This is a genomic window from Methylobacterium sp. CCH5-D2 (assembly GCF_001556475.1).
GTDB classification, from domain to species: domain Bacteria; phylum Pseudomonadota; class Alphaproteobacteria; order Rhizobiales; family Beijerinckiaceae; genus Methylobacterium; species Methylobacterium hispanicum.
In genome coordinates, this window is record NZ_LSIX01000383.1 from 1 (window position 1) to 12,285 (window position 12,285).

Annotated in this window: 11 protein-coding genes; 4 read left to right on the forward strand and 7 right to left on the reverse strand. The window is 72.9% G+C overall.

Translation table 11 applies throughout. The features are described from left to right. A partial coding sequence (locus AX737_RS36785; protein ID WP_156453504.1) for a hypothetical protein occupies nucleotides 1-260 on the reverse strand: 260 nt, incomplete at its 3' end. Nucleotides 261-350: 90 nt separating this feature from the next. Between AX737_RS36785 and AX737_RS36780 the strand changes: the two genes are divergently transcribed. Further along, a complete protein-coding gene (locus tag AX737_RS36780) occupies nucleotides 351-536 on the forward strand; it encodes a hypothetical protein (protein WP_156453503.1) in 186 nt (61 codons plus the stop codon). A gap of 49 nt (nucleotides 537-585) precedes the next feature. Here AX737_RS36780 and AX737_RS36775 read toward each other — a convergent pair whose 3' ends face one another. From AX737_RS36775 to AX737_RS36755, 5 genes are read right to left on the reverse strand one after another with little or no spacing between them, the layout of a single operon-like run. Beyond that, nucleotides 586-963 carry a hypothetical protein gene (locus tag AX737_RS36775; protein ID WP_066918950.1) on the reverse strand — a complete coding sequence of 126 codons (378 nt, stop codon included), beginning with the start codon at nucleotides 961-963 and terminating at the stop codon, nucleotides 586-588. After that, the gene (locus AX737_RS36770) at nucleotides 960-2,153 is read right to left on the reverse strand and encodes an HrpJ domain-containing protein (protein WP_066918948.1); all 1,194 of its coding nucleotides are present in this window, start codon (nucleotides 2,151-2,153) and stop codon (nucleotides 960-962) included. The genes AX737_RS36775 and AX737_RS36770 overlap by 4 nt, the downstream gene beginning before the upstream one ends. 27 nt (nucleotides 2,154-2,180) lie before the next feature. Then, nucleotides 2,181-2,498 carry an EscF/YscF/HrpA family type III secretion system needle major subunit gene (locus AX737_RS36765; RefSeq protein WP_082772853.1) on the reverse strand — a complete coding sequence of 106 codons (318 nt, stop codon included), beginning with the start codon at nucleotides 2,496-2,498 and terminating at the stop codon, nucleotides 2,181-2,183. 29 nt (nucleotides 2,499-2,527) lie between these two features. Further along, nucleotides 2,528-2,764: an EscE/YscE/SsaE family type III secretion system needle protein co-chaperone gene (locus tag AX737_RS36760; protein WP_066918946.1), complete on the reverse strand. Its 237-nt coding sequence runs from the start codon at nucleotides 2,762-2,764 to the stop codon at nucleotides 2,528-2,530. After that, a complete protein-coding gene (locus tag AX737_RS36755; protein WP_066918944.1) occupies nucleotides 2,764-3,621 on the reverse strand; it encodes a Crp/Fnr family transcriptional regulator in 858 nt (285 codons plus the stop codon). The genes AX737_RS36760 and AX737_RS36755 overlap by 1 nt, the downstream gene beginning before the upstream one ends. A 211-nt stretch (nucleotides 3,622-3,832) precedes the next feature. On the opposite strand from AX737_RS36755, the gene AX737_RS36750 reads away from it, so the two are divergent. The 3 genes from AX737_RS36750 (at nucleotide 3,833) to AX737_RS36740 (ending at nucleotide 11,021) form a co-directional block, all read left to right on the forward strand. Beyond that, nucleotides 3,833-4,276 carry a CesT family type III secretion system chaperone gene (locus tag AX737_RS36750; protein WP_066918942.1) on the forward strand — a complete coding sequence of 148 codons (444 nt, stop codon included), beginning with the start codon at nucleotides 3,833-3,835 and terminating at the stop codon, nucleotides 4,274-4,276. Between the two features lie 87 nt (nucleotides 4,277-4,363). Beyond that, complete coding sequence (locus tag AX737_RS36745; RefSeq protein WP_066918940.1) at nucleotides 4,364-8,599, forward strand: hypothetical protein; 4,236 nt, start codon at nucleotides 4,364-4,366, stop codon at nucleotides 8,597-8,599. Nucleotides 8,600-8,828: 229 nt separating this feature from the next. After that, the gene (locus tag AX737_RS36740) at nucleotides 8,829-11,021 is read left to right on the forward strand and encodes a molybdopterin oxidoreductase family protein (RefSeq protein ID WP_066918938.1); all 2,193 of its coding nucleotides are present in this window, start codon (nucleotides 8,829-8,831) and stop codon (nucleotides 11,019-11,021) included. 94 nt (nucleotides 11,022-11,115) lie between these two features. Here AX737_RS36740 and AX737_RS36735 read toward each other — a convergent pair whose 3' ends face one another. Then, on the reverse strand, nucleotides 11,116-12,105 hold the full coding sequence (locus tag AX737_RS36735; RefSeq protein WP_066918936.1) for a DUF808 domain-containing protein: 990 nt from the start codon (nucleotides 12,103-12,105) through the stop codon (nucleotides 11,116-11,118). Between the last annotated feature and the right edge of the window lie 180 nt (nucleotides 12,106-12,285).

Below are 12,285 nucleotides of genomic sequence, written 5' to 3' on the forward strand. Positions count from 1 at the left end.
TCGCGGCGCAAGTCGTCGCGGCGCAAGTCGTCGCGGCGCAAGTCGTCGCGGCGCATCTCCTCGTGCCGCCGCTGCTCCCGCATCCGCAGGCCGAGTTCGTATTCCCGGCGCTCGAGCTCCTGCATGATCAGGCTGTCCTGCGCCCGAGCTGGGGCCCCGGCGCCGCCGAGAAGCGTGAGCGCCAGGAGCGCTGCCGCGAGGGCTGCCGGCAGAGCCCTGCGCGGGATCGGGGCAGGTGCGCTCGCCGCCCGGGACAGCACAGGTGCGGTCCGGCACGCGCACGACGGAACCGAGAGCGGGAATAGTCTATTGAGTTCCCAAATCCCGCATCCCGTCAAGGGCAATCGACCATGCCGAGCCGCACGATCACCGAAATTATTCAGATGTACTCGACCGGGATCATCTCGCGCGAGTGTCTCGAACACGAGATCCGCTCCTGGAATGGGGAGGACGAGCCGGAGACGAAGCCCCGCGAGGCCGAGGGCTGCATCGTGCTCTATCCCGACGCTTCGGGAACATGGCGCGCCGCCGCCTGAGCGACCCGCCCGCGACAGGCGCCCGACCGCGCGGCGGCCGGCGCCGACCTCACGCGATCCGGTCATGGAGACCGGACAGTTCCTGCAGGCAGGCGTCGAGGCTGGGCAGATCAAGCTCGCTGTCGGCCAGATCCGTCACGAGATGGAGGCTGTCGTCGGCGGCAAGACCGACCCGGACGACCCGGCCCGTCGAGGCCTGATGACCGGCTTGCATGAGCGCGCGCCGCAGACGGTCGCCGTCCGCCCGCCGTGCGAGACGGGCGAGGCCGACGAAGACCCGGGACCCGTCCGGAGCCGGGGTAAGGGAGAGCGTCCCGGTCGAGGCGAAGGCGAAGCTGAGGCTGCCGTCGCGGGCCGGCCTCAGCGGCAGGCCGAGCCGGTCCGCGAAGCTCTGACCCAACAGCAGGAAGCCGCGCCCGAAGCTCACCGGGTCTCCTCCTGGCCCTTCGCGTAGACGCCCTCCTCCGCCGCGACGATCTCGTCGAGGATGGCGAGGATCGCCTTGACCTGCTGCAGGCGCGCGGGAAGCGAGGGCATCACGTCGTCGGGCAGCTCGCCGTGCAGGCCGCGCAGGCCGTTGGTGAAGGCAAGCTGCACCCCGAGGCCCTGCTCGGCGAAGCTGCCGAGCAGGCGCCGGGCATCCGCCGCCCCCGCGCCCGCCAGGGCGGCGAAGTTCAGCATCCGGCTCGTGAGGGCGGTCACGTCGGCACCGCGGCGGTCGGCCGGGAGACCGCGCTCGGTCAACTGGACAAGATCGCCCATCCCGTCGAGGGCCGACTGCATCTTCTTCAGCTTGCCGAGTTCGGTGAGCAGCCCGTGCAGGAAGAGCGGGTCGGTCGAGGGGCCGGTGCTGCCGAGGTCCCGTCCCGCCGCCGCCATGAAGGTCTCGACCGCCGCGTCGAAGTTCGTGAGGAGCGCGAACTTGCCGAGCGCGTCGAAGAGCTGGCCCATATGCGGGGTGTCGCGCAGCATTGCCCGGTAGACGTCCCGCACCGTCGCCGGATCGGTCTCCAGGGTCTCGGCCGCGCGCGAGGCGACGGCCGCCGCCGCGAAGCCAGCCCGCACGTCGCGCCCGACCGCGCTCGTCTCGAACGCGCTGCGCGCTTCGTCGAGCAGGGCGAGAAAGGCCGGCTCCGCCCCGCCGGCCTCGAACTGCGCGCGGGCGATCTCCAGCCCCGCATACTGGTGGGTGACGTCGGCGTCGAAGGCCTGGAGGGCGGCGAGCACGTCCTCCTTGGTGGGGGCCGAGCCCCCCTTTCCGGTCCCGGCCAGGAGGTCTTGGAAGGATTGCAGCGTCTCGACGAGATCGACGAGCTCGGTCTCCCGCGGCATGTCGGGGAGTTCGTCGAGATACTCGCGCAGGCGCGCGAGCGCTTCCGGATAGGCGGCCTGGCCCTGGCGCACGCTGCGCTGGCCGAGCGACTTCTTGTCGGCCCGGTGGGCGACCGACATGCCGATCTCCTCGGCCGCGTCGGCGAGCTTGGCCTCGTCGGAGGCGAGGGTCACGGTCTCGCCGCGGTAGCTGCCGCGGGCCTCCTCCATGACCTCGCCGCCGACGGGCGAGATCGCGTTGAAGGTCGCGATATTCTGCCGGGTGATCTCGGCGGAACCGGACATCGCTGCTCCCCGGGCTCCTGCCCTGCCTCAGGCGACGTTGCGCGCCACCGACTTGAGCGTGTCGGAGACCGTCTTCAGCATGTTGGTGCGCAGGTTGCTGATGGCGGACCACGAGTTCATCGCCATCTGCATCGAGAACATCTTCTCGGTGTCCGACAGGTTGGCGTTCTGCTCGATGTTGCGGATGTCGTTCTCGATGCTCTTCATCTGCCCCTGGAGGTAGTTCTGCCGCCAGATCAGGTCGAAGCCGTCGTAGCTCTTGAAGTTCGTCGCGTAGGTGCCGCGCGTGTTGTCCGTGGCGCCGTAGAACGAGTACGTTCCGGTCGGTGCTGCACTGCCTGCCATGGGGAATCTCTCCTCGGATCTGTGATGGGCTAATCGGTGGGTGCGGCGGCCAGGAGGTCGCGCGCGGTGACGAGCGCGGCGCGGAGGCTCTGCGTCGGCGCGCGGTGGCGCGGGTCGAGGCCGGCCCGCAGCTGCACCTCGACCCGGTCGAGGGCGGCGTCGAGGCGCGCCAGGGACGCGCGGCGGACCTCGCCGCCCGACGGACCCCGCAGCGCCTCCTCGAGGTCTGTCATGCCGAAGGACGGCTCGGGGCGGTCCGCGTCCATCAGCAATCCTCCACGGCCAAGCCCTCGAGCCGGGCCCGGTCGAGGATCAGGATGCAGCGATCCGCGACGGCGATCCAGCCGGCGCGCTCCCAGGTCTTGAGGACACGGTTGACGTTCCCGCGCGAGCCGCGCGCCATCAGGCCGAGGTCGGTCTGCGTCACCGTGCTGCCCAGCGTGCCGACCTCGCGGCCGCGATACTGCGCGCGCGTGCCGAGATGGCCCGCCAGCCGGAGCACGGACTGGGCCAGCCGCGCCGAGAGGGTCTTGAGGCTGAGGTCGCGGGTCAGCATCACGTAGCCGCGATAGCGGCGCGCCACGACCCGGCCGAGCGCCGCGCCGATCTCGGGATAGCGGTCCGAGAGAAGACGCAGGGTCTGCGCGGGGATGCCGGCGGTCACGACCGGGCCGATCGCCGTGGCCATGTCGCAATAGGTCGAGCCATCGAACACGCCGAGCTCCCCGAAGCTCTCGCCGGGCGGCAGGATGGCGTGCAGGACGGCCGACCCGTCCTCCATCAGCGAGGCGATGCGGACGTGGCCGGAGACGACGAAGTACAGGTACGCCGCCTCGTCGTCCTGGAGGTAGATGAAGCCGTTATGGGCGTGGCGACGGCGCAGCGCCGCCTTGTCCAGCGCGGCCCTGGCCTCGGCACCCAGGCCGGCGAAGTCGCGCGAGCGGGCGAAGAGCCCGACCGGAGGGGCGTCGCCGAACCGCGCCATCTCCGGTCCCGGCGCCTTGTCGCGCAGGGATTGCGGCGGCGCGCGGCGGGCCTCGACGAGGGTGGAATCGGAGAAGACCGGAGCACGGGCGTGCAGCGCATCCAGGGGTGCGGGCCGGCCGCTCTGCTCCTGATCCATCGTGCCCCCCGCTCGGTCAGGGTCCATCCATAGCGGAGCGACAGCTCGGAAGCTTGATTGGTATTGCGGTTCGGGAGGGTGCCTGTACGTAGGGTTTCCGGATTCGGTTTCAATAATCCTCCGGCTCACCGAAGGCGGGGTGCTGTGCTCAACGGTACAGGTCCGGGCGTGCCGGCGGCCTATCGTGCCGGCGCGAACCAGCGGGGCCGGCGTGGCATATTCGGACGGATCGACGATCGGCGAGGCGCTGCGGGCGCTGCTGGGGCCGGAGGCCGGCCTGGATGCCGACGGCCGGGTACGCCTCGATTTCCGGGGCGACGTGACGCTCGTGCTCGAATGCCCGGCCGGGGCGGAGGTCGCCTTCCTGCACGCGGCGGTGCTGCGCAGCGACGCGGCCGAGCACCTGCGCAGCGCCCTGTCGTGGAACCTGTTCGGGCTGCCGCTGCCCGGGGCGTGGCTCGCCTTCGATGCCCCGGAGCGGACGATCCTGCTGTGCCGGACCGTCCCGCGGCGCTGCGATGGCGGGCAGCTCGACACCATCCTGGCCGAGCATCTGGGCGCGGTCGCGACCCTGCGCGAGCGGTTCGCCGCCGCGTCCGGCGAGCCCGAGGCCGCACAACCCTTCGCCTCCGAGAGCTACACCTTCCGCCTGTAGGGCCGCCCGTCCCCAGGAGCCCCCGCGCCGCCGGAGGGGCCTGCGGCCGGACTGCCCCTCCTTCCCGCTCCGAACCCGAGCCGCGCCATGACCCAGATCGCGACGCCGCCCCGCCCCCGCCTCGACGTGAGCGCGCTCGCCGGCGAGGCCGGGCCGAAGCCCTCGGAGGGAGGGACCGCGCGCAGCGCAACCGAACTCGTACGGGCCGGGCCCGCGAAGGGGCTCGTGCCGGGCGCGGCGGCGTGGACCGCGAAGGCGCCGCCCGCCAGCGTCAGGGAGCGGTTCCTCGGCGCGGGCGGCCTCGCGCCGCAGCGCGCGGCCGCAGAGGGTGCCGGCCCGGCGGCGCGCGAGACGCGGGCGCTGGCCGCCGCGCTCCAGCCCGCCTACGGCCGGGCCCACGACCCCGAGGTGCCGGCCGCCGACCGCGCCGCCGCCGCCAGGGCGCTCCTGGCGGCGCAGGCGGCCCCGCGGGCGGCCGTCGCGGCCGAACTCGGCGCGGTCGAGGCCCGGCTCGCCGAGCCGGGGCAGGCGGACATGCCGGCCCTGCGCGAGAGCCGCCGCCAGCTCCTCCTGCGGGCGATCGCCGTCGAGCTGCCCCTGCTGGCATCCGCGCCCGAGCTCGCCGCCCTGGCGGAGGGCCTCGCGGCGCTGCGCGACCGGCTGCCGCCCGGCAGCCTGCGCGACCTCGCCGGGGGCGCGCTGGTGCGCACGCTCGCGGAGCAGCATCCGCTGCACGCCATGCGGACGGTGGTGGACGGGAGCCAGCCGAGGGGCGCGGACCTCGCCGCGACCCTCGCGGCGGCCGTGCGGGTGCTGGGCGGGGACGACGAGGCGCTGTCGCTCAACCTCCTCAACGGGCTCAAGCTCGGCGCGACGCCCCTGCGCGCCCTCACGACGGAGCTGCGCTCCCAAGCCTTCGAGCAGCGCGCCGCGCAGGCGTTCCGGGCGGACGCGGAGCGGCTCGGCGGGGCGGATCTCGGGCCCGCGGGCGGCACGGCGCCGGCGCGCATGCGCGAGGCGCTGCGGGCCGGCGGCCCGGACCTGCTGACGGCCTTCGAGGGCAAGATGGCGGCCGCCCGCGCGCTCGCGGGCACCCACGAGGCGCTGCAGGAGCAGCTCGGCCGCCTCGGCCGCACGATCGGCCCCGCGAACGCGACGCTGGTGGCCTCCCAGCTCCTCTGGGCGGTGAGCAGCTACATCGACTCGGACGCCGAGGTCGCGGCCGGCCGGCGCGCGCAGGAAGCGGGCGAGGCGCCCGTCAGGACCGAGCGCGGCCTGCTCGAACTCGAGACGCTGAAGGCGTTCGCCTCCATGGGCGAGGACGGCGCCTTCCAGATCGCCCGCTACGCGCAGCTCCTCGAGGAGGCCGGCAGCCAACAGGCCGCCCTGTTCGGGCAGGCGGACCCGGGCGCGGCCGGCAGGCACGTATCGGCCGAGCGCGTGGTCGCCCTCCTCGGGCTCGATCCCGAGAAGCTGAAGACCATCGGCTACGAGGCCGGCACCGCCCAGGAGGTGTTCGACACCAGCGTCGCCCTCGGGCGGCGCAACATGAGCGACCGGGCCCAGGTCCGGGCCGCGGTGACGGGCTTCGCCCAGGTCGGCAAGGAGACGCTGGGCGACGTGAACAACCAGCGGGCGATCAACAGCCTCGCCGCCAAGCGGGCGGACCTCGCCGCCCGGAACCTCGTCGACACCGTCCGGGAGCAGGCCTTCCGCTCGCTCCACCCGACCCGCGCTGAGCCCGGGACCCCCGCGGAGAAGACGGAGGCGCTGAAGCGGGTGGTCATCGGGCTGCAGGCGAAGATCCTCGGCGACAAGAACCCGACGGGACACTACGCCCTGATGCTGAAGGCGGGCGCCCAGCGCGACCGGATCGAGCGGGACCTCATCGACCTGCACGACCGGAAAGCGGCCCTGCAGGAGCGGACGGACGCGCATCGCGCCGCCCTCGCCGCGCAGCGGGGAGCGGGGGCCGCAGCGGAGGAGAAGCCCGACGGCCTCGGCGCCGCCAAGGTCCTGCGCGCCGCGGCCGAGGAGATCCGGATCGCCAACGGCACGGTCGGGGGCATCCGCATGGCGGGGATGGCCGAGCGGGCCGCCCGCTCGGTCCAGGCCCTGGCCCCCCACCAGCTGGAGCGGATGTTCGACAAGGCCGAGGTCGCCCGCATCAAGGCGGACGGGCCGAGCGAGGCCGAGATCCTGCGGGCCCTCCCGGGCGCGCTCGCGGTCATCGCGCTCCGCGAGGAGATCCCAAAGGCGCGCGCGGAGCTGAAGGCCATCGAGGAGGGCATCCGGACGATCGAGGCCTCCCGGGACAAGCGCGTGGTCGTCGGGGCGGAAGGCAGCGTCGTCACCGGCCTCAAGCGCCTCGTCCAGGGCCGCGCGGACCTGCAGGTCGCCGCCGCCCTCGCCTGGACCGGCTCGTCGGACCTGCGGCGCGCCTTCGAACTCGACGAGACGGCGCACGACGCCCTCGACCGCGTCATCCGCATGGTCGCCTCCGAGGTGATGCTGGAGACGACCGGGGGCGCGCCCGGCAGCACCTTCGAGCCCGCCCGGCACCGGGACGCGATCGAGGAGCGCCTCCGGGCGGTCGGCGTCGACACCGCGATGATGAGCGCCAGCATCACCGCCCTCCTGCGGGCACCGATGACCGACGCCTCCGTGGAGGCCTGGGCCGCGCGCGAGGCCAAGTTCGACGACTTCCGCGAGGCGCTCGGCACCGCGCCCTCGTTCTTCTCCTCGGCGGGCTTCGCCGAGCAGCGGCAGAAGGTGCTCAACGTCGGGGCCGTCAAGGACGCGGTCGCCCTCCAGGTCACCAAGCAGGCCCGGATGGACGAGCGGACCGCGCGCGAGCTCTCGACCCTCGTCGGCGCCCTGAAGCCGGGCGACAGCTTCGCGGTCAGCGGTGGGCAGGTCGTGGCGGCCAAGTGGACGCAGAAGCTCGATCCCGCGCTCCTGTCGTCGGTGACGGTGCGGCTGAGCGGCCAGACGACCCGCGACCTCGTGATCCGCCGGACCGAGGGGGGCTGGGAGGTCGGGGGCCTCAAGGGCCTGAAGGCGACGGCCGGGGTCCAGGCCTCGGTCGGCCTCAGCCCGGACAGCTTCAGGGACACGGGTTTCACCGCGACCGGCTTCCGGGCGGAGGCGGTCCTCACGGGCGGGCTCGGGGTCGGCGGCGGTTCCAGCCGGGGCGAGATGCTCACGCTGGCGGACGGCAAGGCCGTGGTCGAAGCGCTGATGGCGACGCTCGACGGCGAGCCCCCCGGCCGCGACGTCATCGACGCGATGCGCGACCCGACGGCGGTGAGCGTGACCTTCGGACAGGTCGAGGCCGCGTTGTCGGGCGCCGCCCGCATCGGCTTCCGCGCCGCGCATGCGGGCGCCGACACCCGGGGCGGGTCCTGGACCGAGAAGCCCGGCGGCCTCACGCTCGGCGTCGCGGCCCGGGCGGCCGCCTCGGGGGACCTGCGCTCCGAGAGCGGCACGTCGCTCGACCGGACCTACCGGACCGAGACCACCCGCTACGAGGTGTCGTTCGGCATCACGCCGAGCGCCGCGATGGACCTGCAGGCGCTGGGCAAGGCGGCCGGCGCGGCGGCCAGGGGCGACGTGCTGGCGGGGAACCTGAACCCCGACACCCTGACGAACCTGAAGGCCTCGGCCGCCGAGACGGCGGGCAAGCAGGGCTTCGGCCTCGCGGCGACGGGCGGCAACGCGCTCCTGGGGCTGATCGCCAAGGAGGCGCTGGGCGCGATCCCGCACGACCTCGTCTGGAGCAAGGCGGTGACGCGCGAGATGACGGTGCGCAACCTGCGCGTGGGCGACGACGCGTCGGCCGAACTCGACCAGGCCACCATCGTGCAGCGCACGCAGGTGCGCGGCGTGCTGGACACCGCGCAGACGCTGTGGGGCGTGCTGAACCGGCCCACGCGCGACCTGCTCGAGGCCGACCCGGCCCTGCGCGACACATTCCGGGGGGTCCTCGACGCGGCCGCCGCCGACGCGCAGGAGCGCAGCCTCGAGGTCATCTCCACCCTGACGCCGGCGGCCCGCGACCTCGTGCAGGGCCTGAACCGGCTGCAGCGCGCGGCCGCCGCGGACGGCGACACCGAGCTCGCCCGGATGTTCAAGAGCGAGGCGAACGCCGTGCTGGGGGACGAGGCCAACTTCCAGCCCTGCGCCGTGCGCCTGCTCCGGGACCGGGACACCGCGGGCGTCGATACCGCCATACCGCTCTACGTGATCGACATCGCGCGCGCGCACGGGCTGGCGAGCCGCCAGGAGATCGCGGCGGCCCGGTTCGCCGGCCGACCTGTCTAGAGCGCTCTGCGCCGAAGTGGATGCCGGTTCGGCGAAAGAGAGCGCGTCGAAACAAGGACTGAGAGCCGCGGCCCGCCCGCGGGCGGGCGAGGCCGGCGGGAACGCGCCAGCCCGGTGCCCGGCCCGGGGGTTCTATTTGGAATTGTTCGCGGTTCCATGCATCCTGAGGTCGGACCGAGCACGCCACCCGGAACGCCAAGAAGGCCGGGCGCTCGACCGCGGAGGAAACATGAACGAGATCGTCAATCCCGAGTCCCTGCTCGGCGCCAAGGAAGCCGGCGCCAAGGAATCCGGCGCCAAGTCGGAGGGTGTGACCGAGACGTTCTTCGGCGGCTGCCCGCACGATTGCCCCGACACCTGCTCGATGCTGTTCGACGTCAAGGACGGTCAGCTTCAGGGCGTACGCGGCAACCCGGATCACCCGATGACCCGCGGCGGTCTCTGCGTGAAGCTGAAGGACTACGAGAAGCGCCACTACCATCCCGACCGGCTGCTCCATCCGATGAAGCGGGTCGGCCCGAAGGGTTCGAAGCAGTTCGAGCGGATCAGCTGGGACGAGGCGCTGGACACCATCGTGGCGCGCTGGAAGGCGATCATCGACCAGTACGGGCCGCAGGCCATCGCCCCCTACAGCTATCTGGGCAACCAGGGCCTCGTGCACGGGCTGAACGGGGGCGACGCCTTCTTCAACCGCCTGGGCGCCACGGTGACCGAGCGGACCTTCTGCGGCGAGGGCTCCTGCACCGCGTGGCTGCTCACGGTCGGCCCGACCGCGGGGCTCGACCCGGACAGCTACATCCACTCCAAGTACATCGTCATCTGGGCCTGCAACTCGGTCAGCACGAACCTGCACCACTGGGCCATCGTGAAGGACGCCCAGAAGCGGGGCGCCAAGGTCGTCGTCATCGACGCCTACGCCTCGCGCACCGCCAAGGGCGCCGACTGGCACATCGCGCCCAAACCCGGCACGGACGGCGCGCTCGCCATGGCGCTGATCAACGCGATCATCGCGCAGGGGCTCGTCGATCAGGACTACGTCGACAATTACACGGTCGGCTTCGAGGAGCTGAAGGAGCGGGCCCGCACCCGCACGCCCGAATGGGCGGAGGGCATCACCGGCGTGCCGGCCGAGGATATCCGCACGCTCGCCCGCGAACTCGCCACCGCGCAGCCGGCGGCGATCCGCATGGGCGTGGCGCTGGAGCGGCACTACGGCGGCGGCCAGACGATCCGGGCGGTGACCTGCATCCCGGCGCTCACCGGCGCGTGGCGCCATGTCGGCGGCGGCGTCACCCAGTTCGGCGTCTGGGAGCACCCCTACCGGTTCGACGTGATCTGCCGCCCCGACCTGATCCCGGAGGGCACCCGCGTCGTCTCGAACCTGCAGATCGGCCGGGCGCTGACCGGCGAGATGCAGCTCGACCCGCCGATCATGTCGATGATGTGCTGGAACTCGAACCCGGTCACGCAGGCGCCCGAGACGGACAAGATCGTCGCGGGGCTGATGCGCGAGGACCTGTTCATGGTCTCGGCCGAACACTTCATCTCGGACACCGCCTCCTACGCCGACATCCTGCTGCCGGCGACCATGGGTGCGGAGATGGAGGACATGATCCTGTCCTGGGGCCACCTCTATCTCACCTACAACACCAAGTGCGCCGAGGCGCCGGGCGAGGCCATCCCGAACAACGAGATCTTCCGCCGGCTCGCCGCGAGGCTCGGGTTCGAGGAGGAGAACTTCAAGTGGACCGACAGCGAGTGCCTCGAGCACTACGTCGATTGGTCTTCCCCGGCCTGCGAGGGGATCGACCTCGCCTACATGCGCGAGCACGGCTTCGCCCGCCTGAAGGTCGGCACGCCCGACGACCGCGCCCCGCACCGGGCGGGCAACTTCCCGACGCCGACCGGCAAGTGCATGCTGAAGGTGGAGGGCGCCACGAACTTCGTCGCGCCGCCCTTCCGGCAGATGTACGAGGGCTTCCAGCCCGGCGAGGCCCTCGACCCGCTGCCGGACTATCTCGGCCCGCGGGAATCGCACGCGAACGACCCGGAACTCGCCGCACGCTACCCGCTCAACATCGTCTCGCCGAAGAGCCACTACTTCCTGAACTCCTGCTACGCGAACATGGAGGACAAGCAGCGGGGCCAGGGCGAGCAGTTCGTGATGATCAGCGAAGCGGACGCCGAGGCGCGGGGCATCCGCGACGGCGACCGGGTGCAGGTCGCCAACGACCGCGGCGCCTTCAAGGGCGTGGCCCGCATCACCGACGACGTGCGGGCCGGCATCGTGGTGGCGACGCTGGGCTACTGGCGCCAGCTCAACGAGGGCACGGTCAACAGCATCTCGTCGGGCGCCTTCACCGACATGGGCCACGCCCCGTCCTTCTCGGACAACCTCGTGGAGGTCTCGCGCGCCAACTGAGCCGGCCACGGAGTCTTCATCGGACGGCCCGGCCTGTGCCGGGCCGGTTCCGCTTCGGCGCGGCCGTCGTGGACCCGTGGGGATGCGCGACCGCTCAGGCCGCCCGCTGCCGCAGGCGCGCGACGCCCTGCCAGGCCGGAGCCAGGACGAAGCTCGTCAGCGGGATCAGCAGGCCGCCGACGACGAGGCCGACGAGGCCCGAGGCCGCGGCCGTGACGAGCCACTCGATGCCGCCCCGGGCCGCCGGGAGCCAGTCCCCGACCCACGCCGCCGCCGCGTGGATCGCGTGCGCCGGGGCCGTGAGGCCGTAGGTCTCGAGCCCGTGCACCAGGATGCCGCCGCCGACCCAGATCATCGCCGCGGTGCCGACGATCGCCAGGAGCTTCAGCAGGCCGGGCATGCCCTTGACCACGGCGCGCCCGATCGCACGGCCGAGGCTTCCGAGCGGCGCGGGCGCGGTATTGCCGGCAAGCGCGAGGCCGGCGTCGTCGGCCTTCACGATCAGGGCGACCGCGCCATAGACCGCGACCGTGATGCCCAGCGCCACGATTGCCAGGACGGCCGCGCGCATCCAGAAGCTGCCCTCCGGGATGGCGGCCAGCGTGATCGCCATGATCTCGGCGGAGAGGATGAAGTCGGTCTTGATCGCGCTCGCCACGCGTCGGTCCTCCGCGGTCCGGTCGTGCGCGGAGGCGGCGAGGTCCTCCTCGTGGGCATGGGCGCCGTGGGGGACGAGGGCCTCGTAGACCTTCTCGGTGCCCTCGTAGCAGAGATAGGCGCCCCCCAGCATGAGGAGCGGGGTGATCGCCCAGGGCGCGAAGGCGCTGAGCGCGAGCGCGCCCGGCAGAAGGAACAGAAGCTTGTTGCGCAGCGACCCCAGCGCGATCCGGCCGACGATCGGCAGCTCGCGCTCGGCGGCGAAACCCACGACGTAGCGCGGCGTGACCGCGGCGTCGTCGATGACGACGCCCGCGGCCTTCGCGCCCGCCCGCGCGGCCTGGCCGGCGACGTCGTCGAGGGAGGCCGCGGCCATCTTCGCGAGGGCCGCGACGTCGTCCAGCAGCGCGATCAGTCCGATGCTCACAGGGTCCCCTCGGCGCGAAAAAGCTTCGCCGGGAAGACGTCCGAGCGCGCGGATGGATCCGCCGGGGGGCCGGCGCGGGTGCGCCGGCCCCGTTCCTCACCAGCGATGACGCCAGCCGGCGTGGCGCCAGCCCCAGTGACGGCCGTGCCAGCCGGCGTGGCGCCAGCCCCAGGGGCGGCG

Bases quoted from the DNA above. Each gene is read 5' to 3' on its own strand.
- AX737_RS36770 (WP_066918948.1), bottom strand. From the start codon at position 2,153: ATGTCCGGTTCCGCCGAGATCACCCGGCAGAATATCGCGACCTTCAAC.
- AX737_RS36760 (WP_066918946.1), bottom strand. From the start codon at position 2,764: ATGGACGCGGACCGCCCCGAGCCGTCCTTCGGCATGACAGACCTCGAG.
- AX737_RS36765 (WP_082772853.1), bottom strand. From the start codon at position 2,498: ATGGCAGGCAGTGCAGCACCGACCGGAACGTACTCGTTCTACGGCGCC.
- AX737_RS36780 (WP_156453503.1), top strand. From the start codon at position 351: ATGCCGAGCCGCACGATCACCGAAATTATTCAGATGTACTCGACCGGG.
- AX737_RS36740 (WP_066918938.1), top strand. From the start codon at position 8,829: ATGAACGAGATCGTCAATCCCGAGTCCCTGCTCGGCGCCAAGGAAGCC.
- AX737_RS36745 (WP_066918940.1), top strand. From the start codon at position 4,364: ATGACCCAGATCGCGACGCCGCCCCGCCCCCGCCTCGACGTGAGCGCG.
- AX737_RS36755 (WP_066918944.1), bottom strand. From the start codon at position 3,621: ATGGATCAGGAGCAGAGCGGCCGGCCCGCACCCCTGGATGCGCTGCAC.